At 36.9% G+C, this 22,684-nt stretch carries 34 protein-coding genes; all 34 read right to left on the reverse strand.

Annotated elements, in window-relative coordinates; all coding sequences use genetic code 11:
• The coding region (locus RT445_RS04180) for a phage holin (RefSeq protein WP_313469899.1) at positions 1–89 on the reverse strand (89 nt) is incomplete at its 3' end.
• Between the two features lie 13 nt (positions 90–102).
• Complete coding sequence (locus RT445_RS04185; protein ID WP_066036374.1) at positions 103–351, reverse strand: hypothetical protein; 249 nt, start codon at positions 349–351, stop codon at positions 103–105.
• A 143-nt stretch (positions 352–494) separates the two neighbouring features.
• Complete coding sequence (locus RT445_RS04190) at positions 495–683, reverse strand: transcriptional regulator (protein ID WP_313469779.1); 189 nt, start codon at positions 681–683, stop codon at positions 495–497.
• Positions 684–775: 92 nt separating this feature from the next.
• The gene (locus RT445_RS04195) at positions 776–1,933 is read right to left on the reverse strand and encodes a siphovirus ReqiPepy6 Gp37-like family protein (protein ID WP_313469781.1); all 1,158 of its coding nucleotides are present in this window, start codon (positions 1,931–1,933) and stop codon (positions 776–778) included.
• A gap of 33 nt (positions 1,934–1,966) precedes the next feature.
• Positions 1,967–2,200 (reverse strand): hypothetical protein, encoded by a 234-nt coding sequence (locus tag RT445_RS04200; RefSeq protein ID WP_313469784.1) that lies wholly within the window; start codon positions 2,198–2,200, stop codon positions 1,967–1,969.
• 15 nt (positions 2,201–2,215) lie between these two features.
• Positions 2,216–2,617 (reverse strand): hypothetical protein, encoded by a 402-nt coding sequence (locus tag RT445_RS04205; protein ID WP_313469786.1) that lies wholly within the window; start codon positions 2,615–2,617, stop codon positions 2,216–2,218.
• Between the two features lie 12 nt (positions 2,618–2,629).
• The gene (locus tag RT445_RS04210; RefSeq protein WP_313469788.1) at positions 2,630–4,129 is read right to left on the reverse strand and encodes a pectinesterase; all 1,500 of its coding nucleotides are present in this window, start codon (positions 4,127–4,129) and stop codon (positions 2,630–2,632) included.
• Between the two features lie 14 nt (positions 4,130–4,143).
• Entirely contained in the window at positions 4,144–5,004 is an 861-nt protein-coding gene (locus RT445_RS04215) for a phage tail family protein (protein ID WP_313469790.1), read from the reverse strand.
• Positions 5,005–5,013: 9 nt separating this feature from the next.
• On the reverse strand, positions 5,014–8,616 hold the full coding sequence (locus RT445_RS04220) for a hypothetical protein (protein WP_313469792.1): 3,603 nt from the start codon (positions 8,614–8,616) through the stop codon (positions 5,014–5,016).
• 48 nt (positions 8,617–8,664) lie between these two features.
• Positions 8,665–8,790, reverse strand: coding sequence for a Com family DNA-binding transcriptional regulator (locus tag RT445_RS23670; RefSeq protein ID WP_396631791.1), 126 nt, complete (start codon positions 8,788–8,790; stop codon positions 8,665–8,667).
• A gap of 19 nt (positions 8,791–8,809) precedes the next feature.
• A complete protein-coding gene (locus RT445_RS04225) occupies positions 8,810–9,379 on the reverse strand; it encodes a bacteriophage Gp15 family protein (RefSeq protein WP_313469794.1) in 570 nt (189 codons plus the stop codon).
• A gap of 1 nt (position 9,380) precedes the next feature.
• Complete coding sequence (locus tag RT445_RS04230) at positions 9,381–9,779, reverse strand: hypothetical protein (protein ID WP_313469796.1); 399 nt, start codon at positions 9,777–9,779, stop codon at positions 9,381–9,383.
• A 105-nt stretch (positions 9,780–9,884) separates the two neighbouring features.
• Positions 9,885–10,328 carry a phage tail tube protein gene (locus tag RT445_RS04235; RefSeq protein ID WP_313469798.1) on the reverse strand — a complete coding sequence of 148 codons (444 nt, stop codon included), beginning with the start codon at positions 10,326–10,328 and terminating at the stop codon, positions 9,885–9,887.
• On the reverse strand, positions 10,328–10,750 hold the full coding sequence (locus tag RT445_RS04240; protein WP_313469800.1) for a minor capsid protein: 423 nt from the start codon (positions 10,748–10,750) through the stop codon (positions 10,328–10,330). Before RT445_RS04240 ends, RT445_RS04235 begins: the two co-directional genes overlap by 1 nt.
• Positions 10,750–11,076 (reverse strand): minor capsid protein, encoded by a 327-nt coding sequence (locus tag RT445_RS04245; protein WP_313469802.1) that lies wholly within the window; start codon positions 11,074–11,076, stop codon positions 10,750–10,752. Before RT445_RS04245 ends, RT445_RS04240 begins: the two co-directional genes overlap by 1 nt.
• On the reverse strand, positions 11,076–11,420 hold the full coding sequence (locus RT445_RS04250) for a putative minor capsid protein (RefSeq protein WP_313469805.1): 345 nt from the start codon (positions 11,418–11,420) through the stop codon (positions 11,076–11,078). Before RT445_RS04250 ends, RT445_RS04245 begins: the two co-directional genes overlap by 1 nt.
• Positions 11,420–11,803, reverse strand: coding sequence for a head-tail connector protein (locus RT445_RS04255; RefSeq protein WP_313469807.1), 384 nt, complete (start codon positions 11,801–11,803; stop codon positions 11,420–11,422). Before RT445_RS04255 ends, RT445_RS04250 begins: the two co-directional genes overlap by 1 nt.
• On the reverse strand, positions 11,803–11,994 hold the full coding sequence (locus RT445_RS04260; protein WP_313469809.1) for a hypothetical protein: 192 nt from the start codon (positions 11,992–11,994) through the stop codon (positions 11,803–11,805). Before RT445_RS04260 ends, RT445_RS04255 begins: the two co-directional genes overlap by 1 nt.
• Positions 11,995–12,004: 10 nt before the next feature.
• Entirely contained in the window at positions 12,005–12,979 is a 975-nt protein-coding gene (locus RT445_RS04265; protein ID WP_313469812.1) for a phage capsid protein, read from the reverse strand.
• A 15-nt stretch (positions 12,980–12,994) separates the two neighbouring features.
• A complete protein-coding gene (locus tag RT445_RS04270; protein ID WP_313469814.1) occupies positions 12,995–13,552 on the reverse strand; it encodes a phage scaffolding protein in 558 nt (185 codons plus the stop codon).
• Between the two features lie 105 nt (positions 13,553–13,657).
• The gene (locus tag RT445_RS04275) at positions 13,658–13,918 is read right to left on the reverse strand and encodes a hypothetical protein (protein ID WP_313469817.1); all 261 of its coding nucleotides are present in this window, start codon (positions 13,916–13,918) and stop codon (positions 13,658–13,660) included.
• Positions 13,915–15,042 carry a phage minor capsid protein gene (locus RT445_RS04280; protein ID WP_313469819.1) on the reverse strand — a complete coding sequence of 376 codons (1,128 nt, stop codon included), beginning with the start codon at positions 15,040–15,042 and terminating at the stop codon, positions 13,915–13,917. Before RT445_RS04280 ends, RT445_RS04275 begins: the two co-directional genes overlap by 4 nt.
• 4 nt (positions 15,043–15,046) lie before the next feature.
• The gene (locus RT445_RS04285; RefSeq protein WP_313469821.1) at positions 15,047–16,540 is read right to left on the reverse strand and encodes a phage portal protein; all 1,494 of its coding nucleotides are present in this window, start codon (positions 16,538–16,540) and stop codon (positions 15,047–15,049) included.
• 27 nt (positions 16,541–16,567) lie between these two features.
• Positions 16,568–16,801, reverse strand: coding sequence for a hypothetical protein (locus RT445_RS04290; RefSeq protein ID WP_313469823.1), 234 nt, complete (start codon positions 16,799–16,801; stop codon positions 16,568–16,570).
• 75 nt (positions 16,802–16,876) lie between these two features.
• Entirely contained in the window at positions 16,877–18,178 is a 1,302-nt protein-coding gene (locus RT445_RS04295; protein WP_313469825.1) for a PBSX family phage terminase large subunit, read from the reverse strand.
• Positions 18,150–19,028, reverse strand: a complete 879-nt coding sequence (locus tag RT445_RS04300) for a terminase small subunit (RefSeq protein WP_313469826.1) — start codon at positions 19,026–19,028, stop codon at positions 18,150–18,152. The genes RT445_RS04295 and RT445_RS04300 overlap by 29 nt, the downstream gene beginning before the upstream one ends.
• Positions 19,029–19,141: 113 nt before the next feature.
• Positions 19,142–19,489, reverse strand: coding sequence for a hypothetical protein (locus RT445_RS04305; protein WP_313469829.1), 348 nt, complete (start codon positions 19,487–19,489; stop codon positions 19,142–19,144).
• Between the two features lie 592 nt (positions 19,490–20,081).
• Positions 20,082–20,207: a hypothetical protein gene (locus tag RT445_RS04310; protein WP_313469831.1), complete on the reverse strand. Its 126-nt coding sequence runs from the start codon at positions 20,205–20,207 to the stop codon at positions 20,082–20,084.
• Positions 20,208–20,213: 6 nt separating this feature from the next.
• On the reverse strand, positions 20,214–20,627 hold the full coding sequence (locus RT445_RS04315; protein WP_313469833.1) for a LuxR C-terminal-related transcriptional regulator: 414 nt from the start codon (positions 20,625–20,627) through the stop codon (positions 20,214–20,216).
• Between the two features lie 283 nt (positions 20,628–20,910).
• Complete coding sequence (locus tag RT445_RS04320; protein ID WP_313469836.1) at positions 20,911–21,087, reverse strand: hypothetical protein; 177 nt, start codon at positions 21,085–21,087, stop codon at positions 20,911–20,913.
• Between the two features lie 179 nt (positions 21,088–21,266).
• Positions 21,267–21,605, reverse strand: coding sequence for a hypothetical protein (locus RT445_RS04325; protein ID WP_313469839.1), 339 nt, complete (start codon positions 21,603–21,605; stop codon positions 21,267–21,269).
• Positions 21,606–21,637: 32 nt separating this feature from the next.
• Positions 21,638–21,892: a helix-turn-helix domain-containing protein gene (locus RT445_RS04330; RefSeq protein ID WP_313469841.1), complete on the reverse strand. Its 255-nt coding sequence runs from the start codon at positions 21,890–21,892 to the stop codon at positions 21,638–21,640.
• Entirely contained in the window at positions 21,877–22,287 is a 411-nt protein-coding gene (locus RT445_RS04335; protein ID WP_313469844.1) for a RusA family crossover junction endodeoxyribonuclease, read from the reverse strand. Before RT445_RS04335 ends, RT445_RS04330 begins: the two co-directional genes overlap by 16 nt.
• 15 nt (positions 22,288–22,302) lie before the next feature.
• Entirely contained in the window at positions 22,303–22,641 is a 339-nt protein-coding gene (locus RT445_RS04340; RefSeq protein WP_313469847.1) for a hypothetical protein, read from the reverse strand.
• Positions 22,642–22,684 lie beyond the last annotated feature (43 nt).

The following is a 22,684-nucleotide window of genomic DNA, read 5'->3' on the forward strand; positions in this document are numbered from 1 at the left end:
GTTACTTGTTGAACTAGTAATAACAAAAATGCGAAAAGTGATACTAAGAATGGTTTATGCTTTAAACGTACTTTCCAGTTGATTTTCATTTGTTAATTCCTCCTAAAAGATGTGTTTTTCCATGCGATCCATACGGCCTTCAAGTGATGTTAAGCTTTTGCTTATTTCACGCATTGCATTGGCTTGTTCCCCTTGTGCTTCTGTTAATGTTTCTAAGTTTTTTAATAGTCGTTCTTCACGCTTATTGGAATTCCAAAATACATAAACGACCAAACAAATACACAAGATTGACCACACCACCTGTGAGTTTGCTATATGACTTGCTGCCGTTACTGCGGATACAATATCCATTCGATCACCTAACCTTTGCCCTTTTTTGTGTAAATAAAAAGCCATGAGAAGCATTGAGATTCAGTACAACGTACTATTGCCCATCTCGATTGCTCTCATAGCATAATAAAAAGCACCCTCGACTGAGAGTGCTTTATTTTTAATCATCTTAAAGGATTGAACGATGATGGTGAATGAGATATTTTGTTGAATACTCCGTAGACGTGACCGCATTCACTACAATATACCACATCAAACCAATCATCTCCGCCTTTCGATTTCTCTTCGCTTCCTTCAGAGACGATATTTTGTAATCCTACCACTCCACACTCAGGACATTTTGGTTCTGCCATTAATACCCCTCCCTTCTTTATCCTATAATTCGACAAAAGGAAAGGATTTCCTTCTATTAATGACAAAAAATAAAGCTAGTCCATGACTGCGTTTACCTTCTAACCTCACCACTAATTTGTGATAGTTCCTGCTTAATTTTTTGAATCAATGTGGGTCGATTATTCCCAAAAGTAGCCTCTATTTCAAATCCACCAACCTCATGAATCTCTTTTATATCAGTTATTCGAGCATCCATAGTAACGCCCCATTCCATGTTTTGAATCGTTGGTATATCGCCAAGATCATAGTCTTTTTGATAAACAAAAGGACTATTAGTTAAGATCTGACCTTCTAGATATTCTTCTTGAATTAATTCGGCCAGTTGTTGTTTCCCACGATCTGTTAATGCCTGTACAATAACTTGCTCTGGTAGTGGTTGGTCGTCATCATCGGTTTCTGCTACATCCCTAGCATCTATAAAGACTTCATGGCGGTTTATTCCTGTGCCAGCACCTGTCGCTTGGACCTCGATTACACGCCTTTCAACGCCCTCGCCTTGCCCAGCAACGATTGCTACATTTTTATAGTTTATCTCGCTCTGTGTGTATTGTAACGATCTCAAGCTATCAAACTGTGGACTGAAAATCACAGGTGGATTAACTGATTGTCCAGATATTAAGCTCTTGCCCTCCACAACATCAAAGACCCACTTCTTATTTCTTATATCTAGTGTGACATCCCAACCTAGACCACTGGCAATTGATAACGTACTCACTTCTTCGGCTACATTTTTAAATCGCGATGAATAAGTAGTATGGGCACCTCTCTGTAAATCAGGAGCTATAACAAGTTGAGGTATTTTACGCCTTGAATCAACCGGATTCACTAAATTATTATTAACGTAATGTTTCATAATCGTTTCAGAACTACCCGACTTGTAATCATAAGCAGTATGAGTTGGTGGCATTGTAATTCTCTGTGCAACAACTGATTTAAGAGCATAACCTTTAATAAGCCAGTTCTCTGTAATCTTGCCATTTTCATCTAACTCAATTTCACGGTGCTTAATTATAAAAACCTTATTCAAATCAGTACCGATAAGAATAAGGTTATCTTTTAATAATGTATTTGCGTATTTCATGTAACGATTAATACGTAACTCAATTGCCCCGATGCCATGCCATGAACGATTAAAAAACATGGACTCATAGTTGTCGATTTCAGCTAAGATGTCCATGTTTAATGACAATATTCTAATCGGTTTTTTCATTGTTTCACCTACTTTCTGACATAAAAAATACACCTACAATAGTGGTGATTCTTGTTCAGCCTTTTTGATAGATAGTGTTGTATCATATTCTTCCTGTGAAATGTAATTTTCAACTAACGCATTATCAATTTCTCCTAAACTGAAGGTAGTAGCTGCATGCGTCTTTACTGGATCATGATAATCAGTTGGAATAGTAGAAAAAGATCGATTACCATATTTAAATATATTTACTGCATATGCTTTAGTTAGAATTGTATTTGTTGCCATCAAAGACCCACTCCTTTAATTTAATATTGTTTCCATAAATTCAAGCATCATTGCGTTTGTATTTGCAAGCTCTTGTTTCAAAGTTATATTTTCTTTAACTAAATCATCAAAAGTCTTTTTTTGATAATAATCTTTTAGATTAGCTAAACCATCTGGCACTTTATCTCCATATGAGTATTTGTTACCTTTTTCATCAACTAAGTACCGGTTGATCTTCGGTCTATATTCACTTTTTTCTTCCGAAACTTCTTCTAAATAGACTAAGCTATCAACCACCAATACCCCTACAATATTGTCATCAAAATCTCTAAAAATATCATTCTTACAAATTAACGAAGTTGGTGTTACTTCGACAACATCATTAGAAAATAGATGAATGGTATTGTCTGCCTTTAAATAAAGAATTCCTACATTCATTTATCCTACCCCCTATAAAATTTGTCCACCATTCGTTATTTTTTGCGGTGTTGTTGCTGTCAAAGTGTGATTACTTTTGTGTATTGTTGAACCATAAGAATTCAATCCCAATGTATTCCCTGACCCCTTCATTGCATCAAGAAATATTTTCGAACCATTATCCGCTAGCAAAACTCCGTCAACACTTGTACAATTTGACACAGAATTATTTTGCATAAATCCATTGGACTGACTAATATAAAATGCACCCGATGCTCCAGCTGCTGTTCTAGTCAATCCGAATATCGTGAATTCAAAAACCCTATAAAGGGCAATAATCATTGTAAAAGCAAAATTATTAAGTTGCACCCTATCGCATTCTGTAATATTTATGACTGGTATAATAGTATTCACTCCAGAACCAGTTATAGTGATTTTAGCACCTCGAAATCCAGTAATATTAACGGAAGCATAATTTCCATTCGCAACAGTTATAATTATTTCTCTGCCTATATTCAACTTTTTGATATGATCAACTGCATATTGAATGGTTTTGAATGCCCCTGTACCTGTTGAACCTCCTTGTTCTGGTGTATCTTTTCCATTTGTACCATCTACATAAAACCATAGTGTAGTAGTATCGTAATTCAAGTTTGGTACATCAAGTTTAAACTCTTTCCACTCATACCATATTTTAAAGTAATCATCATAATATCTTTGTAGTATTTTAGAATTATCATTAGAACTGCTAGTACTAGGAATGAAAGCAATTTGATAAGGTCTTTTCGCATAACCTCCCGCGTTCATAACTTGCAAAAAGAACATTCTGTCAGAAGGCAATGTGCCTCTAGTTCCCCACGAACGATTCCCCCAATAAAATCCAGTTTTGAAAAGAGTATCAATGTTAATTCCATCTTGATTAGGATTTACTAGATTTGTTGTGTCCCAAACAAATTGTTTGTCATTAACTTGATAGTCAATTAATTCTTCCAAAGCAGCATTATCAAAGTTAGGCAAGATTTTACTTCCTGCCCACGGACAAATAACATCTATACCACGTTCATCTGTAACTGCATTAGTAGAAATAAACGTTTGTCCTCCATTTATTCTTACCTGTGCTAATGAAATTTCATATAAGTTAGGAGTTTGTGTTAAAGCTGGTGGTACCGGATTTGCACTTGGTACTCCTTTTTTGATAAATGCTTTTACATAACGTGCTTCGGTGCTTAAATCCATACGAATAACGATACGGTCAATACGGCTATTTCCTAATGTTTCAGTATCATGAGTCAACTCCTTGAAGCTATCGTTTTCGTAATAACGACCAAGTAAAAATGCAATACCAGTATCAATTTTAGTAATCATGTTTGAACCATTTGCAGTTACCTTAAGTTGATTGCCAGCGCTTTTCATCAAACCTGTGGTAACAAGTGCTTTGAAGTAATCTGTAAACTCTTGTGCATCATACTCTCTATCATAGGTGACACCATCTTCTTGTAAGACAGCATCAAAAAATCTATATTTCTCTGCCATTTATTTCACATCCTTTATACACTCAAATATCTATGCTTGTACTCTACATAAACCTCTGGATTACCACCCTCTGTAATAAACCCGAATTTGGTTTCTCCGACTTCTAGTGAGAAGAATGTAGACTCTAAATCAATGTAGTGAAACGCATTTTCTACAACCCCATCAGGAGCTACAATTTCCACTCGCTTATTGCCAAATGACGTATCTAAAACTAATTTATATCCTGGTGGTATTGTCCGATTTACCTTTATAAACTCGCCTGTTGTTACATTAGTGATCTTTGGATTTATGGCTGCACCCCTAAATTCCACAATAATTGGAGTTGGAACGTCACCTTTGTTTATGAGGATACGAGAATCACCCCTTGTCGCAAAACGGACTGGAAATCTGAACTTAAAACGAAAATTACCTACGAAATCTTCCAGCTTGTAGTTTTCAGCAATAATATCTTTCCAGTGTGGATCAGGTGCAACTAATTGTATTAATGCCTTTTGGAATGTTGCTTGTCGATTATCACTACCATCAGGGAAATTAGGTAAAGCAGTAGCAATAGCTTTTATTTCTCGTACCCCTGAATCACTGATATATCGTAAGGTTCCTGCCTTTAATCTTGGATTAAATATTGATGCAACTTTTCTACGTTTCGTCTCTGTATCCTCGGTATCGCTACCTATGATTTTAATTTCAATATCGATATATCTAGGTTCTAAAGCAGTATCAATTAATGTTGCACCATCTTGGTAAGGGGCTTTCTGCATTTGTATCTCTGCTTCAACATCACCTAACCCAGTAATATTAACCAAGCGAAAAGGGCGACCATATAGTTCTATGGTTTCGCCCTTCGAGTTGATATATTCTAATTTGAATTTGTACATACTGCCCTCCTAATTAAATTCCATAGCCAAACGGCGAAGCATTTGCTCTTGTTTGCGAGCTGCTTCACTTGGTGTAGTTGGGGTTTGGTTAAAATGATTTACTATTTGTGGTGCAAAGCTACGTCTATTGTCATTTGATACATTGCTAGATGAAGTATTAACAGGTGATCGTGTACTCAATTTACCTAAGTTTGCCCGAACACCTCGTAATGGATTAATCACTGTTGGTTTAACTAGCTCCCCTAGTTTTTCAGAAGCTCTTGCGATTATTCCCTCGTTTTTATCAATACCAACAATAAAACCTTTAGCCATATTACCAGCTACGAAATCACGCATCCAACGTGATGGTGAATGAATATCTAAAGCACTTTGAATTGTACTTTTAATCGTGTCTGCTATTTGTTTTGCTTTTGATTGTAATGGTTTTTCCATTGAAGATAGACCATTTAATAAACCTCGACCAGCATCCACCCCGACTTGTTCAAGTGAGGATAACTCTGTAGAAGTAGTTTTAGTCAGTGATTTTATCTTTGTAGTCCATTCTTTTTGTAAAGAATCTAATTGTTTATTAGCTGCATCGCGTAATCCTTTGATTTGCTTTTCGGTATCATTTTTCATACCAACATGTTCTTTTTCAGCTACTTCTCTAGCCCATTTAGCCTTTGTACGATATAGCTCACTATATTGAGTAAGTTGTGCATCGGTCATGCTGTTAAGTGCCACAAGCTCTGGTAAAGCGTTTGGACCCATTTCACGTAATTCAGCTAATAACCCTTCATCAATAGCTCTTGTTGCTAAATATTCGATCTCTCGTTGCCATCCTTCAAAATGAACAATCTGGGACCTTAAATTATTCATGAGTTCGTCGCCAGATCGGTTAAGTTCAACTACGAATTCATCAAAGAGTCCTTTAGTGTTTTTTAAGGTAGCTTCACGTTTTGAAACTGAATCTTCATAAGCTTTATTTAAAGCTTCTTCACTTTTAGCGAGATCTTCGTTAATTTTAATAATTTGATTTGAGTATTCGGAGTTAATAGCTGTGATTTCTTTATTCACAGCCTCTACAGCTTTCTTGTATTCTTGCTGTGCTCTAATACGTTCGGTAGTACCTTCGGCAAATAATTCAAGTGATTGCTCCCAAATCCTCGCTTCATCCAGTAAAGAAAGTTCTTCCAAAGACTTTTTATCAGCAACATAGTTTTTGATAACTTCTAAATACTCTTTTTCGGATTTTTCTACAAGAGCTTTGTATTTCTTTTGAAAATTAATTTCAGATTGCATTTTATTATCTTTGTATGACGCTTCTAATAATGCAATCTCTTGTTGTTCTTGTTTTGTTAATTTACGTTTCTTTTTAGCAGCATTATTATGGATTTTGTATATCTTCTCAAGCGTTTTCTCATTTTTATCTTCATTCTTTCGGTTGAACTCGTCTAATAGATTTGTGTATTCTTTCTGGTATTCATCTGAAACAGCAAGAATACCGTCACCAATACTCTCCATGGCTTTTTGTACTTTTGGGCTTGATTGTTCCATACCGATTACTAAACCTTCACCAGTCCATAAACCGATTTGTCTCATTACACGAGATGGAGAATGAATACCCAAAGTACTTTTAATAGTATTGGTAATTCCATTACCAATCGATTTTACTTTTTCCCAAACATCTGATGCTAAAGATCCGATACCATTAATAAGACCTTGAATTACGTTTCTACCGATTTCGTAAAGATTTACACCGTTTTTTATATAATCAACAGCTTTTGACCACAAATCTGTAATTGTGGTTTTAACTGTTGTCATGATTGATTTTGCACTATTTAAAAGACCATTAAACTTAGAAACAACCTCATCCCAAATACTCTTAGCAGTTTTAACTACTGCCTGTTTCAAAGCATTCCAAATGGTTTCTCCAGTTGAACGTAAGTTGGTGAAAATACCCTTTGCACTATTAAATAGATTCGTAAAATATGAGGCAACCTTAGTAGCCATTTCACTTGCAAAACCACTAACTTTAGAGCCCATAGATGAAAACACCTTGGCTATGTCATCCCACATACCCTTAATGATGTTCCATCCTGCCTTAGCAAAATTAGTGAGTAATGTTTTTAACCCACCAACAAATGAGAGTGTCATCCAGCCAACAATTAGGTCGATGGCACCTGAAAAGAGCTGTTTGATACCTTCCCACATTTTGCTGAAATCACCAGTGAAAAGACCACTAAATATTTTGATAGCACCCATAATAATATCAAGTGCGCCAGTAATTACTTGTTTGATTGCTTCCCAAACTGTCTCAATGATAAATTTCACTGCTGGCATAATAAACTCAATCACTGACATTATGCCTTTAAATGCATTCGTAACAGCTTCTAAAATCTGACTTCCGTTTTCATCGAAAAACTGTTTAATTTTACCCCATGTTGTAACAATGAAATCAACTGCACTTGTTAAAATCGGCATTATTACATCAAGCAAAGCATTAAACGTATTCTTAACACTTTCTAATATGGATTGCCCATGTTCATCCCAAAATTTTTTGATCGTTGCTAATTGAGATTGAACGAATGATATTACTTCACCCAATACATTTTTAATCGTTGTTACAACTGTATCAAAGGCCGTCTTAACAGTTGTGATTACACTTGCGCCGTGCTCATCCCAAAAAGCCTTTAAATTCTCTAGCCCAGTTTGTACATATGGCTTAATAGAATCGATAGCTGCTATTACGGCTGTTTTAATCGAATCAAAGGTGCTAATGAAGGGCGCTGGGTCAAACCCTTGGATAACCTTCGTTAACAACTTGATGCCTTGGATAGCAGGCTCTAAAATAGGACCACCTAATAATGTTTTTAGGTTTTCCCATGCTTGTTTTAAGTTACCGACTTGGTTTTCTAAACTATCAGATTCACGAGCTGCTTGTCCAAGTGCTCCAGATAGTTTGTTACCATCCTCGACCATTTGTAAGAGCGTTAATTGCTTCTGTGCTTCTGATAAATCGTTAAATGACTTACCATACAACTTATTAGCTGCCGCATTACGTGTTGTTTCTGTTGAAGAAATACCTAATGCCGAGTCATTTTCATAGTTACCTTTTAAATACGACTGTAAGCTTTCTGTAACTTCCTCAATTGATTTATCGTAGAATGCTGCGCTATCTGCTGCGGCTAAAGTAGCTCGTTTTGTTAAATCTAATGCTTCGGCAGTATCGGAACCCGACGTTTTTGCAAAGGCAGCCATCATTGTAAAACTGCCCTTTAATCGTTCTGGTAAAATGCCTGTTTCTTCCGCAATACTATTCAAGCTACTTGCGGCTGTTTTCTTCAAATCACCGAATACTTGATCAAATTGAGCATTTAAAGCTTGAGCATTGGCTGCCGCCTTTACAAGTGGTGCGGCTAGACCTCCGATAGCTGCTCCTATACCAACTACTGCCGTAGCTCCTACGGCTGCAATAGATGCTACTGTCTTTAATCCTGACCCTACTTTGGCTAACCGACTACTACCATTGCTATCTAAATCATCGAATTGTCCATTTATATTAGCTACGCCACGTGCAACACTACCATCATCTAAAACGACATCAATGACAATGTTTCCATCAGCAGCCATAATAATCCCCCCTCACACGCTAATCGCTTGCTTGGGGTTCTGGACCCTCTAATTTTTTGTATCTAATTTGTTAATAGTGCTACATCGAGGGCATTTGATTTCTGCTTTACCCTCTAACATGCCTAATTTACGGTCGCATTTAATGCAACGTACCGTTTTCAAAGTGACCACCACCTAATAAAAAAGAAGCCTATCAGAGAGGCTTCAATGCATATGCTTTCTTCAATTCTTCGACTTCTTTACGGTACTTACCTGACCCCCTGCCTGTTGGCAATGGCATTTGACGTATTTCAATTACCTTTTTAAACTTGGTATCTTCACGCAATCCGGATAACAAAGCCTTAAATTTGTACCAATGTAATTTACCCTGTTGTTCGATTAAATCTATACCGTAGTCCTGCATAAATGAGGCGTAAATGTATTCAGCATCTTGACGAATATCATAAACAGTATCTTTAGATTCATCTTCTTCTTGACCAGGCATTAAATTTCCTAATAGATCATATTCCAGTTCTTTTTCATCATCAAAACCTATTAATGCGAAATAGGCTTGATTAAATATTTCTGCCTGTTCCTCTATAGGGCAATCTAATGGCTGGTCAAACAACATTTCTATACCTGTTAGAATTTGTGTAAGGTCATCCAGCTCATTGTCATTTAACATGTCAACAAGCCTCAAAATATTGTCAAATGACATATCAACCTCATATAAACGGCCATTTATTTCTACAGAACTAACTAACTCATCTGATAAAGAAAACATGTTAATCGCCTACTTTTTTCTTCTTTTTCGAGTTACCTTTATTTTTGGCCTTTAGATACTTTTGAACCTTTTCTTGCTGTGTCATTCCGTTTAATGAACTGAATTCTTGAGTGATACCTTGTAACAACTCAAATAATTGTCGTGTACATTCGATCGTTGAAGGTGTTTGGTTGTAAATCTTTTTAAATGCACCATCACCTAAGAGTAAATCAAATCCCTTTTTCAAGGCTTTCTTAGCACCTTCATCATCACCTTCTTTGATGTTGCTAATTTCATCAACCACCTTTTGATGATTGCCTAATAAAGCCTCAATTGATTCATCTGATGTATCAAAGTTAAACTGTAAATCTCCGATAAACACTGGAATGCCTGTTTGTCTTGTTTGAATTTTAATAGCCATTTGTTTTCCCTCCAAATAAGTAAATTAAAAAGAGAGCATTATTCAATGCCCTCTCCTGCTGGTTCTTCTGGTTCTGTTCCTGTATTGCCCGATTCCTCGGGCTCACTAGGGTGTTACTGGTGCTGGGGTAATCTTCGGTCTACTATCCCAAGAAATTGAACATCCGAAAGTAGCATACTCCGAAGCTTCTCCACCAGTTACTTTAATTTCTGTAACCGTTGCTCGACCTTCCAAAATTGAGCCATCTGTACGTTCTTGTTTGAATGCAATTTTACGACCTTCGCCAGTTTCAAACTCGAGGCTTGCGATATACTTCATAGCTGGATCCGTTTCATCATACATACCCTCAAATGAGTATGATTTTTTCACTGATACTACATCTGATTCTGGTGTACCATCACCATCATAAAAAGCTGAATCTTCGGTTGACTCGTCCGAATCATCTGTAACAGAAGAAATCCATTTTGCTAATCGGTGTGTTGCTGTGCTTGTGTCGTCAGTCCATGGACCAACAAAATATTTGGTTAAGGCGTTCTTTTTACGTGCCATTATTCAACCACTCCTTTAAATATAGTTATTTCAGCGCTAATGGATAGCACCCATACAAAAAACCCTTGCTCATCTTGTTGAAGAAAAGAAGGGAATGAAGTAATTTTTATTTCTTTAAAATCGTATGAATTGTTTGATGATGGCAAGTCGTTAAGGTTTTCGAGGCTTTTAGATAAGACATTTAAAGCATTCATACAAACGTCCTGACGCTTGCTTTTGACGTTTATTTGCACTTGATAAGCTTTATCCCTTGTTCCATCGAAAAACACAACTTGCGCGCCTCCTGGCATTGCCATAATGCTCATACTCTCGTCTGCTGCCAGTAAACCAATTTGACTTGTTAATGGTTTGCTAACAACAGTTCCTGTTAGCTTTTGTGCGTTGATATATTGATTCAATTTGATTAAAAAATCTAATTCCATTAACGCATCGCCGCCTTTGCTACTCGTTTCCATGATTCTAAATGAATGCTTTTTGCTTTCTGATCCCATTTAGGGCCAGTACCCGGTGTACTGTAATTGACCATTTGATTGTAGTACTGACGGCGAGCATAAGGAGCGTTCCAAACAATCGACTTTTCATCACTAGCAATCTGTGATTGGTTTCGTAGATCACTACTTTTCATAGGAGCATACAAATTGGCATCTGCGTACACTTGATTAACAAAAGCGTGTTGCCCTCTTTCAACCATCTGGGTTAATCGCGCCTCTACACCTCTTAGGTTTCGATTTATACGTATTCGGACCATTAAATCACTTCCAGTTCGTAATGATGAATTATGTTCTTAGTTGGATGATAACAAGGTACAATCTTTTTTAAAGTAAGCTCTCTACCTTCAAACGTGATGATAGATTCCTCTTTAAAATTCGGTATTGGTGTGCTGTTTACTACATCTACAAAGATCACACCCTCGGCCACAATCTTATTTTGAGTGTTATCACGACTAAATACAGTAGTAGGGTCAAAACGTACAAACATAATTTCCAAAGAATCATCATATTGAGAATTGCCAAAGTCGTCTTTTTCCTCTTGGATTCTTGCGTAAGTAATTGAATGTATGAGCCAACTCTTAGGTAATGGCTTAATATACATTAAATCACCCCGATTCCACTATAGAGCAGGCCAGTGTTACGTAAATACATATAAACATCATCAGCAACGATGTTATTGGTTTTTCTTTGATTATCTGCACCACTAGAAACTTGTGTACGCCCTATGGTAACTGCCAATGGACTATTCAATTCATGCGAGCTCGTACCACCCATATCATTGAAATAATCTATTTGAGCAGCTACAGCAGCCTTGAATTTATCTTTACGTAAAGGCACATCAAACTCTAAATCATGGTGCTGATAAAAATCACGAGTGATGCTATCTAACACATCACTCGCTTTGCGTTCATATTTCGGAAAATCAGCTTCGGTTACTTCTGAAAAGCCAATGCTTTGATATTCTTCATAAGTAAGATAAGGCACTAAGCATCATCCTCTTGAACATCTTCTTGATTTTTCGTGTCAATACGTTCTAGAAAGTCGCCTTCCCATTCTTTAAGATTTTCAATCGCTTCATTGGCACGCTTAACAGTTAGTTCAATTTCTTGCCCTACTTCGTATACCTCTTTAGTTTCTTTGTTTCTAAACTTTTGCAACACTTTGTATTGAACCATAATTTATCCCTTACCCTTCTGGCACTACTGCCGGTGCTGTAACTTTAACAACTGCCTTTTTGTTATCATCTAAAATGAACTCCCCTGCTCTACCAGCGCCTTGTAACGCTACGCCATCAAAGTCCTCTGATTCGATGGTACGCGCTGTATTGATACCAGTGAATGCTTTACCAACACCTTGAACATATACATAAGCAGCATCACCAGCTTGTAATTTCGTCTCTGGAATTTCGTTAATGAAGAAACCTTTGAATTTAACAATACCGTTTTCATCGATGTTTGCTGATGAACTCTTAGCACTTGTTGTTAATGGGTGATCTAGGATGGCGTTATACAGTTCTGGTTTAACTTTAGCTACTTTCGTGCCAATTGCTTCAATGTTAACAAAATACTTGGATAGCTTATTAAATAAAGCTAATACTTTGTCTGGTGTATAGTCCTCTAATGCTTCTGTATGCCCTGCTACGCTTGCAATAAATGCACTATGTTTATCATCAAACAATTTGACCTTAGCTTGTGCTTGTAAGTCAAGACGATCAGCAACTGCAGCATTTAAATCGTTGTTTACCGTATGCTTATCAATACCTTCGTGGAAAGTCCATTCCCAAGAGTAATTAACAGGTGTATCAGTATAGATAATTTCAGTACGAGGGCCAAAACGAGTACTATTGCCTGTACCAGTGCCGAAACCAACATTTGCACCTTTGTTATAAGTTGAGCCAACTACAACAGGAATGTCGCTAGTTTTGACCATGAACGCTGTTTGATTGTGTTGCACTCCGTCTAATGCTTCAAGACCACCTGTGAAAAAGTCACTGAAATAGGCTTGTTTACGGAATACGGCTTGTAGTAACTCTTTGAATTGTTGTTGATAACTACGTGCTGCTTTGCCTTGATTCCCTGTACCAGCAAAGTATTGTAAATCTAATTGCATAAGCGATGGTTGTGTAACTGTAACTGCCATTAACATTTGTAATTTAGTCATTATTTTTCCTTCTTTCTATTCGTATTTTGCCATCTTAGCGGCGAATGGATCATCGTTTGTGTTTGAAGGTGGATTGTACTGTCCTTCACTCCAAGATGGTGGTTGTTGCTGTTGTTGCTGTTCTTCTTGGATAACTAAAAATGGTTTAGACTCTTTCAATGCTGCCATTTGGTCTTCAAGACCACTTTTCACATTACCGAGTTCATCTAGCTCAACTTTAGACTTGTCCAACTGGCTTATAGCAATATCAACATCATGAACCTTGTTAGTTAACCATAGTTTCATAGCACTGTTTAAACGTGTTTCCGCAAGCTCTGACTCATACTGTTCTTTAGCTGTTTTATTATCATCTTGCAATTGTTGAATTTGTTGCAAAAGCGCCTCATTGCCAGCTGCTTTTGGTTTCAGGTCCTCTAAATCCGTTTCGTACTTTGTAATGGTGTCTTTAGCTGTTTTAAGCTCTTGGATTTTGTCATCCAATCGACTTTTCGGAACCATTTGACCAAAACCCTCTAAAACCGATTGTGCCTGTTCCTCTGACAAACCTAATGCTATTAATTGCTCTTTATTCATTTCTATTTTCCTCCTAATTCGTTTTTTACGTGTAACGACACGTTAGGTATTAGACACTTGCTCTTTAACGTCTACAAGCGCTAAAAAGACGAAAATAAAAAGTCTCTAATGTTCTTTTGCTAATTTAGAAACATTTCTTTTTAAGTTTTTAAGAATTTCTTCGGTTGAAATATTATTGGAACTATTCTTTAATACCTCAAATAAATCAGTAAAATTTTTCTTGTGAAGAGCAACAACAAGTTCACCATAAGTGCGTTCAATCTTGAGCTTATAATGCAAAGTCCTTTTATCCCACTTACCAAAAAGCTTGTAGCAAATCCAAAACATTTGATGATAATACTTGATTTTCATATGTTTAAAAATCATCTAACCACCCTCTCCTTATCATATCTACGAACCAAGTCATGCTCGGCCACAAACTCACGTACTTTAGCTTGTCGATTCCTCACCAACTGCTTGTACTTCTGTACAGTTGCCTCATCACCTATTTGTTCAGCTAGCTTTAACGATCGCTTGGCATCCCTCACTTGTCGCTCATAGTACCGTTGCTTTTGTGATAACTGATATTGTTCATGAGCTTCCGTTTCATCAACCTGTATCTGATTATTTTCGTTGATACCTTCAATGAATGGATAAAGAATATGACGGCAATTGATTCCCCTAATGCCTGATGGTGTACCGTAGCCAAATTCATAGATACTTGGATACTTAGGATTACTAGATGGATTGCTCATAGAACAAATACGTCCTTGGATTTGAGCACATGCTGGTCGAGCATTGGGGTAACTGTTTACAACTACAAGATCAATGTCGTATTCCTCCATACGAGAAAGCCGTAATTCGTTATAAGTACGATTAACCGTGCTACGAATAACCGTGTCAGCATAATGTTCTAAATGCCAAACACGCCCTGCCTTATCAATGAAGCCTGTTTCTATGCCCTTCTCTGCCCATTTAATGACCGTTTCAGCGACAACTTGATTAATTGTCTTATTGCCTGCTAAAACCTGTGCAGTCGTTTCCTCGACGATTTTACGGTACAATCTAGTGACTGTACCCTCACCATGATTGGTAGTGATGAGTGTTTGATTAACAAAGTTATCTAGTTCTCTGAAAGTTTGTTTAACATAACTTTCTAATCTGGCATCTATATCACTTGGCATAGGCTTAGTTTCGTTGTTAGCTTTCGCTAGTGCTGCATCTATGCTTTCAATGGAGTCAAAACCAACATCATTAATCATTTGCTCAATCTTTTCTGCAGCAATCCCTGTCACTTCTGATAGGGCTTGGATGGTTTCTTGATTAAGCATTCGAAGTTGTTGCATTTTCTCGACCTGCCATTGAAGCACATAGTCTTTTTCAAGCGTTTCAGGCGTTTTAAGACGTTCAGCAATTTGCCTAAACAATTCATCTTCAAGAGCTACATAAATATCCGTGATCTGTGAGGTGTACATATTAAATTGATAGGGTGTTATGACTGGTCCTGCCATTTAATCACTCCCTGTTGCCAAAGAATGTTGTTTCTTTTTCAACTTCTTTACGTTCTGGCGCATTCCGTAATGTTTCGTCATGTATTTCCTTGATAATAAGTAGTGCTTCTTCTTCAGTTACACCAAATATCTTCATGATGGCACGCTTCTTGGAAGTTAATTCAGACACAACAAGTTTAATCTGCTTATCAATTTCTGCATTTTGATCTTCTGCAATCGAATCATCGAATGTAGCCGTGACATCATATTTAGCAGGTGGCGTATATAAACCATAGAGTTCAGCCACAACACCCATGCACTCGATTAGGTCACTAATACTCTGTTCAACGACATTCTCATGACTTTGTTTAGTTCGAAATGTTTTACTGTTCAAACTAACAACTTCTGTAGCTGTTTTTACTCCTTGACCTCCATCGAATGAAAATGAGCCAGCACTAAAACCAATTTGCATAGAAAATAAATTAAGTAATGCGTTAATTGCAGCGATATGTTCAGTAACACGTAAAACACTATTAATTTCTGTAATCTTGTTGTCATCCATTTCTGTGTCCATTGCTTCGTAGGATTCATCAGTGGAATCAAAATAACGGTGCAAAGTATTCGTTTCTGGATCTACCACAGTACGAATGGCTGCTGTAGGTACGATGATACGTTTTCGACCTAGCCTAAATTCTCGTTGAAAGCTATCAAAAGCAATATCAAGTGACTTTAATGTGTCATAAGCATTTGCATAAATTGAAATACCAAGAGGTACTGTACTATCGATGTTGTTCGCTAAATTCGGTTTGAAATAAGCAAATAAAGGGCGAGTTACATGGTCCAAAGGAACAATTTCAGCAAGATCCTTGAATAGCGTTCCAAGCGATACCTTTGTGCCTAAATCTTGACCATGAGTACTTTCATACAATTCGTTTTTGATGATGTACTGTTGTCCCTCAAACGTATGCCATTCAAGATGTGTATACTTTTTACCCTGCTTATTTATTTCAGAAATAAAAACACCCTCCATAATTCGCGTATTATCCCACGAAATAGGAAGGAAACAATCTGCTGTAACGTATGAAAGTTTGAGCTTACCATTAGCTACATAAGGTTTAACTACCATACCGCCTTGAGCAAACATAAATTCTAAGTATTGTTGGAAATTACCATTAAAGCCGTTCTCTTTAAAAACATCTTGGATAAATTCGTTGTAACCTGTGTCAGAAATGCTAATTTCACAGCGTTCATTGAAAATAAGCGTTGCTAATTCTTGCGCTGCTGATTTAGGCATGTTTAAAGTAGCCATTCGTCGTTTCTTAGCACCATCAATCGTATGATAATGAACATCGTGCATCTCACTATAGTAGCCTTGATGTAATGCTCGCCACTTTAGGATATTTTCATAATATGAATCGCTCAAACTAATCTTCTTATGGTCAGTGACCTGTTCGAGCTTCTTTATTAATCCCATCTTTGCCATCACCCCTTTCATCCAGTTAATCGCTCTATTGAACATGTCATCACCTACCTAAATAAAAACCACTCAATTGAGTGGTTTTTTAATAGTATTTATATTTTCTTCTTCACAATGAGGGCAATACGAATAGACTTTTACGTCTACTTCTTTATCATCTAAAGTTTCAGGATACCCTACTTCAATTCTATGTGGTATCACATCTTTTTCAGTTGCATAACCTTTGAAACCTTTATTTGTACTCCCTACTGTTTTATAAGTTTTTTCGCACTTAGTACAAAGAACTTCTACAAAAAAATTCATTACTAATGCACCTCCCAATATAAGTATAATCCCTATATTTGAAGGATACTATTTTATATCCTGACTTCTCGTAAATTAATATTTCAATCCTAATTTTCTAAGATTATCATTCACATAGTACTGGAATGCATCACATGTATGGTCATCCACTTTGATAACCTTTGGATCATCAGTTTGTAAGGTATCTGCATCCCATTGGTATTTTCGATGTTCTTCTAAAAAGATTTGATTGTTTGGTGTATTCAACACGAAAAAACGCCCTTGAGCCAATAGGTCCTGAACGTTATCAATCATGTCTATTTTTTTCTTTTTTGCTACCGGATGCAGCCGTATTCCATAATCTTTAAATATTTGATTACGTAATGCACCCTCTGCACTATCAATTGTTTGCACATCATATTGACGTTTAAATTCTTCTCTGACTTTATCCAACCAAGTTTTAAAATCCCCTGATAACTCACTAGGAGCCTTCTTATTAACCTTGTTTTCTGGACTGTAATACCACGTATCTAGCAAAATAACATTGCGTCGCTTGGTATAGGCTAAAGCTAAATGAGTTGTAGCTGATACTTGGTGTCCTGTATCTGTTGCGGTATCTATTAGTATGATGTCATCATCACTTGGTAAATCATCAATCACTTGCATGTGACTCATGTTATAAACCATGTCACCTAATCCAATAACCTCACCAGCGTACATCCATCGCCAATAATCAATGTCATTCTCTTTGTACTTCTCGATTTTGCGTAGCATTTGAGCTGATAAGAAGCCCTTCTCATCATCCATATAAGTAGAATGATGAATAAGGTAATCATCATCACCAGCCTTGCTATCAGTCCATTCATTCACCCATGCGTAAGGGTTTCGTGGTGGGTTGTAAGAGTAATACACTTTTACATCTTTATCACCTAGATCTTGACGAATGAATGTATCTGAAACAATATCAATGTCCTCAACACCCGCGAATTCAGCTAATTCCTCGAACCATAGTGCCATTACATAACCTTTAGCAATTTTAGCTGACTTGATTTTCATAGGATCATCTACACCATAAAAATAAAATGCTGTGTTTGTAGCTTTATGACGAATGACTAGAGGTGATTTACCGAAGTAAAATTCATCTTCAAGCTTCAACATGTAGATAGCCCACTTGATTTGTTCATAAACAGAAGTTGAAAGATATTTACCTACTTTTCGAAGCACAACTACATTGCCCAAGTCATCCTCAACAAATTCGAGAACCAGTTTCATACTGATTACAGATGACTTCATACTCGAACGGCCTCCTTTAAGGATTATGTTCGATTCCTCTGCCAGCCAAAACGAATAAAAATGAGGGTTCATTAAATCAAGAACGTTCACTGTTTGCACGCTCATTCATTAATCGCCTCATTTCTTCTTTATCGTTCACTATTATAGTTCTGCTGGATGTTTGGCTTTCGTTTGTTATCTGTTTCACTTCGGCTTTCGTCTTGTTGACATTCATACGGACCTGTTCAACCTGTAGTTGTTTTAACTCTCGTTCATTTAACAAATCTAAATGTTTCGATAGGAAATCCAATGCTTTCATCTTGTCAGCTAGTTTAACACTGATTCCATCCTTACCCTGTTTAACCTCTGTAATGAGTGAACCATCTATTTCAGTAGATTCATTCAGATGCACATAGTTGAAAGCGTAGGTTTTAACATTGCCATTCATATCTAGCTCTGGTTGCCCATCATCGTTGTAAACGACTTCTTCTTGCCTCCCGAACTTCACATAGTCAGTAATATCAGCAAAAGCTATGTCTATCCATTTTTGAATGAGTGTGCGTTTATCAAGTAGTGCATCCTCGGTCAATCCATCTCGAACCTTAACGATTTCTTCTCGAATCTTAGGGTTTCTAAGGTGTTTACTCCCTTCAACCATTGCCGTTGAGTAGGCACAACCATAAGCCTTCTGATAAGCCTTGGTAGCATTCCACGACTTAACGTAATACGCTACAAATAGGCGTTGTTTATCAGTTAAGCCATCATTACCTTCAGCTTCAAAATAAACAACTTCATCCATGGGTGCATCCTCTTTTATGGTTGCAACCTTCTTAGTTTTGGTTGCATCCCTCGACCATTTCTCACGGCTCTTACGGCTCTTTAATGTACCAAGCTTTATATCATGCTTTTCAGCAAGATCAGCAAGCGTAATCTTTGTGGTTTCCCACTCCTGTTTAATTTCATCCCAATTAGCCATATCTCATAAACACCACCTCCATCGTCATTTGTTTGTTTTGTAATCACCCCATTATGCTAGTTGCTTGTTAAAAATAAAAAAGTTGCACCAAAAAAGATGCAACCTAAATCAATCTACAGTACGTTAATATTCACAAGGTTTGAAGGGAAGGTGTCATCACCTACTTCTTCATTCGGTCTGAAATACATCGATAATTGATGATTATAATTGATGTTATATGGAATATTTTCTGTTCCAACACCTACAAATATTGGTCCACTTTCGACACCATCTGTAAAAATCAACAAATAGCCCTTTAATTCTGATTGAATTGATATAAGTGAAGTAGTACTTTCAGAATTATTAAAAGTATTAACGCAATAAACTTGAGTATAATGATCTAAACTTAAAGTTGTTCCATTTGACAATTCATATCCTGCACCTGATTGATCTAACTCTATATCTGCTAATCTTATATTCATATTTTCACCTCCTAACTACCCAATCATAACCCAGAAGATGAAATATATGTAATAACTTTTTGCTCTCAAAACCACACCAAACTCTGCCCTCTCAACTCGTAGCGTTTTGGCTGTTTGATGCAGTTTTCAAAGCAAAAGAAAAAGCCTCCATCCGAAGATGAAAGCTTTGATATTGTGGTAAATTGTCGAGAGCTCACTTGCGACTCGTGGTAGAGCGACACCACGTTATTTTGTAACGAATTGTGTTCTAGTTTTATAGTGCATTTCCGTGCACTTGTAGTAAGTTTGACTGAAATTATGGAAAGTGGACGAAGTTCACATAGTAACCACTCCTTCAGTTTTATTAGCCTTTTATATTAATTAAGATACCTAATCTCTTAAAAAAATATGGGCCGGCCGTGTATGTCTTGCTTCGAACATGTTTACGAAGCGCAGGTCGGTCGTCGGTCTGTCTTTCCCTAATATTTAGGATTTTATAAATACCAAGTGAAGAAACATTTACCTGTCCGACCTCCCCTCCATTTTACATCTTCTATTTTCTTTTCTCCTAATGTCGAAAGTATTGAAACTTTTGAAAGTATTGAAACTATGTTCAAAATGCTGTAATGATCTCTTTAATCATACTTACTACTCCGTAGACTGATGCAACTACCCAACCAACTATTGCTGCACCATTCATTTCAAACTTGTACATATCTTTGACTAGTACCTTCCACAACTACTATCACCCTACCATCTGTTTAATAATATTTTCTTTGATATTTCTGATATGGGTATGACTTACTCCCATGTTTTTAGAAATCCAATTCTTACTTTTGCCGTCCAACATCCAGTTCAGCACTTGCAACTCTCTGTCGCCTGTTACTCTATCGAGAAGCTTCTGAACCTCTAAAAGTTTTCTCTCATACTCTGCTACTCGCTTTATATTTTTCGAACGTCTAATAGCCTCCTGCATAATTGGATCACCTACACCACCTACTGCTTTCGGTAATGTAGCCTCAATTCCATACTGTGCCGTTTTTGCCCCAATAACCATTTCTGCTCGCATTTCTTTGATGGCGTTAACCATCCAGTGGTAGTCTGTAATCATTGAATCTAAAGCGTCTGGTGTAATCGTTAGTGTTCTTTCTTTTAACATAGGTTTGCCCTCCTACGGTGTGATATACTAGAGTTGTGAACACCATCAAAGGGCATAAACCAATTCGAGCTGTAGCGTGTGACGACGCTCCGGCTTTTTCTTTTCCTAAATACAAATTTGTTATAAAATGGTTTGTATGAAAGAAGGTGATTTATATGGCATTTCTAGTGTTACTTGCAATAGCTTTAGGTTTAGGATTAGGCCTTCGTATTTTTGAACGCATGGTTAAATCCATTTAGAAACAATGTGCCTGGTAGTTGGCGATATCAGGCTATTCCATACCTTAAATTGTTTCTTTATTACTTAACAGTCCAGTGGACACTCGTAACTCATCCTTATATCCATCTTCATCCGTAAATTCAACTATTACTTCTTCATCATGTAAGTCGTATCCAATGAAAACACCTTTACCTAAATTCCTATGAAACACTTCCTGACCTGGTTTAAATTCCTTTGACATTTAATCTCACCTCTTTTGTTCAAAATGTTCAGTTAAACTTGAATACTAATTTGTCACATTTCAAACAGTACACATTCATTCCAACGCCTACGTAGCTCGAATTATGTGAGCAAGTCTTTTCTTTGCCCTTCTTTTTCCACCCCATATAATTAACTCCCTTTCTGAACAATATCTATCGATTAGCTTCCAACATAAACCACTATTACAGGATCCCAAGTATATTTTTTAATTTCTTCTTTTGCTAATCGTTCTATTTCAGCAACTTCTTCATCGTTTATTGTTTTATTGCCATATCGTTCTGTGTAAATATCTTCTTCGATAGTTTCTAATAACTCCTCATATTCATCACTAAAATAAACTCGTTCGTCATTGTAAGTAGTTGATTCAGTAACTTCGACTTTTTCGATTTCCCCAACAGTGTATGAGTAGTCATGATTACCTTCTGATGAATACATAACAATTAATCTACGTTCTGGATTTTCTGTAATTGCATTTACAAGTTGCTGTTTTTTATCCATTGTTTTTCTCCCTTCGTAGTGAGCAATATCTTTCAACTAACCACTTTCTTCTTTCCTAGCAATCCACCAGCCCTTGGACCAATCCGTCCTGTCATTTCAAGATCCATTGCAATCAACGCCACGCTCACCTTACTTGTATTAAGCCTGTCAGCTATTTTGTTGATTGGATATCCTTGATTCCATAGGGTTATGAATGTTTCTATTTGGCGTTGTGTAAAATCAAATTTCACGATTTCATGAACCTCACCAGTGAATAAGATGTATCGACTCTCTACTTTTCTTGCCATTCAATTGTCACCTCTGCCCTTGGATTATCCGAATACAACTTACGAGCAACCAACTCTGTCACTTGGCTATCGTCATGCCATAAAACCTTGCTTAAACCATCTTTAATGCCCTTCACCAGATTGTCGATGTCTGGTTTAGTTGTTGGTCTTAAAACTCCATCTACAGCTTGCTGATGCTTTTTCTTGCTGAATGATTTAGGTATCTTGCGATAAACATCGATAGATAGCTTTATATCCTCTGTAATTAAAGTTTCTGGTGCATGTTCTGCAGCTACTAATCTTACAAATGATTTGTAGTCTTTTGATTCTTTCGGATCGAATGTGCCGAACTTAGTCACTCGCGGTCTTTGCTGTGCCTGCACATCTCCTGGTATTTCAAATGTGAGTACGTTCATGTTTGCCCTCCTAGCCTATCGAAATTCCAATGACTTTCCCCGATTTGCTGCTAATTCCATACCGTCCGCTAAATCTAGAGCTTTCGATTTTTCGTAATCATCTTCCCAACCGGATACTAACTCTCTTAATCTAGGCGCTACTTGTTTACATTCATCTGGGGTAAGCTCACCATCACAATCCGAATGATTTAACAAAGGGACAATATCATCTTGATAGATATGGAAAGGGATATTTCCACCAAACCCTACCATGTCATCTAAATCCATCTCTATTTGTTGTGCTAATCTTCTTCTGAAATTGTTAAATCCTGAATAACTCCAACCAACATCACAATGACTAAAATTTAAACCCAATTTTTATTCCTCCTATCAGCACTCTTAGAAGCTGCTGATAAAA

It is taken from the genome of Lysinibacillus sp. (assembly GCF_032093475.1).
Classification (GTDB): Bacteria; Bacillota; Bacilli; order Bacillales_A; family Planococcaceae; genus Lysinibacillus; species Lysinibacillus irui.

Bases quoted from the DNA above. Each gene is read 5' to 3' on its own strand.
- RT445_RS04185 (WP_066036374.1), bottom strand. From the start codon at position 351: ATGGATATTGTATCCGCAGTAACGGCAGCAAGTCATATAGCAAACTCA.
- RT445_RS04190 (WP_313469779.1), bottom strand. From the start codon at position 683: ATGGCAGAACCAAAATGTCCTGAGTGTGGAGTGGTAGGATTACAAAAT.
- RT445_RS04195 (WP_313469781.1), bottom strand. From the start codon at position 1,933: ATGAAAAAACCGATTAGAATATTGTCATTAAACATGGACATCTTAGCT.
- RT445_RS04200 (WP_313469784.1), bottom strand. From the start codon at position 2,200: ATGGCAACAAATACAATTCTAACTAAAGCATATGCAGTAAATATATTT.
- RT445_RS04205 (WP_313469786.1), bottom strand. From the start codon at position 2,617: ATGAATGTAGGAATTCTTTATTTAAAGGCAGACAATACCATTCATCTA.
- RT445_RS04210 (WP_313469788.1), bottom strand. From the start codon at position 4,129: ATGGCAGAGAAATATAGATTTTTTGATGCTGTCTTACAAGAAGATGGT.
- RT445_RS04215 (WP_313469790.1), bottom strand. From the start codon at position 5,004: ATGTACAAATTCAAATTAGAATATATCAACTCGAAGGGCGAAACCATA.
- RT445_RS04220 (WP_313469792.1), bottom strand. From the start codon at position 8,616: ATGGCTGCTGATGGAAACATTGTCATTGATGTCGTTTTAGATGATGGT.
- RT445_RS04225 (WP_313469794.1), bottom strand. From the start codon at position 9,379: ATGTTTTCTTTATCAGATGAGTTAGTTAGTTCTGTAGAAATAAATGGC.
- RT445_RS04230 (WP_313469796.1), bottom strand. From the start codon at position 9,779: ATGGCTATTAAAATTCAAACAAGACAAACAGGCATTCCAGTGTTTATC.
- RT445_RS04235 (WP_313469798.1), bottom strand. From the start codon at position 10,328: ATGGCACGTAAAAAGAACGCCTTAACCAAATATTTTGTTGGTCCATGG.
- RT445_RS04240 (WP_313469800.1), bottom strand. From the start codon at position 10,750: ATGGAATTAGATTTTTTAATCAAATTGAATCAATATATCAACGCACAA.
- RT445_RS04245 (WP_313469802.1), bottom strand. From the start codon at position 11,076: ATGGTCCGAATACGTATAAATCGAAACCTAAGAGGTGTAGAGGCGCGA.
- RT445_RS04250 (WP_313469805.1), bottom strand. From the start codon at position 11,420: ATGTATATTAAGCCATTACCTAAGAGTTGGCTCATACATTCAATTACT.
- RT445_RS04260 (WP_313469809.1), bottom strand. From the start codon at position 11,994: ATGGTTCAATACAAAGTGTTGCAAAAGTTTAGAAACAAAGAAACTAAA.
- RT445_RS04265 (WP_313469812.1), bottom strand. From the start codon at position 12,979: ATGACTAAATTACAAATGTTAATGGCAGTTACAGTTACACAACCATCG.
- RT445_RS04270 (WP_313469814.1), bottom strand. From the start codon at position 13,552: ATGAATAAAGAGCAATTAATAGCATTAGGTTTGTCAGAGGAACAGGCA.
- RT445_RS04275 (WP_313469817.1), bottom strand. From the start codon at position 13,918: ATGATTTTTAAACATATGAAAATCAAGTATTATCATCAAATGTTTTGG.
- RT445_RS04280 (WP_313469819.1), bottom strand. From the start codon at position 15,042: ATGGCAGGACCAGTCATAACACCCTATCAATTTAATATGTACACCTCA.
- RT445_RS04285 (WP_313469821.1), bottom strand. From the start codon at position 16,540: ATGTTCAATAGAGCGATTAACTGGATGAAAGGGGTGATGGCAAAGATG.
- RT445_RS04290 (WP_313469823.1), bottom strand. From the start codon at position 16,801: ATGAATTTTTTTGTAGAAGTTCTTTGTACTAAGTGCGAAAAAACTTAT.
- RT445_RS04295 (WP_313469825.1), bottom strand. From the start codon at position 18,178: ATGAGCGTGCAAACAGTGAACGTTCTTGATTTAATGAACCCTCATTTT.
- RT445_RS04300 (WP_313469826.1), bottom strand. From the start codon at position 19,028: ATGGCTAATTGGGATGAAATTAAACAGGAGTGGGAAACCACAAAGATT.
- RT445_RS04305 (WP_313469829.1), bottom strand. From the start codon at position 19,489: ATGAATATAAGATTAGCAGATATAGAGTTAGATCAATCAGGTGCAGGA.
- RT445_RS04315 (WP_313469833.1), bottom strand. From the start codon at position 20,627: ATGTTAAAAGAAAGAACACTAACGATTACACCAGACGCTTTAGATTCA.
- RT445_RS04320 (WP_313469836.1), bottom strand. From the start codon at position 21,087: ATGTCAAAGGAATTTAAACCAGGTCAGGAAGTGTTTCATAGGAATTTA.
- RT445_RS04325 (WP_313469839.1), bottom strand. From the start codon at position 21,605: ATGGATAAAAAACAGCAACTTGTAAATGCAATTACAGAAAATCCAGAA.
- RT445_RS04330 (WP_313469841.1), bottom strand. From the start codon at position 21,892: ATGGCAAGAAAAGTAGAGAGTCGATACATCTTATTCACTGGTGAGGTT.
- RT445_RS04335 (WP_313469844.1), bottom strand. From the start codon at position 22,287: ATGAACGTACTCACATTTGAAATACCAGGAGATGTGCAGGCACAGCAA.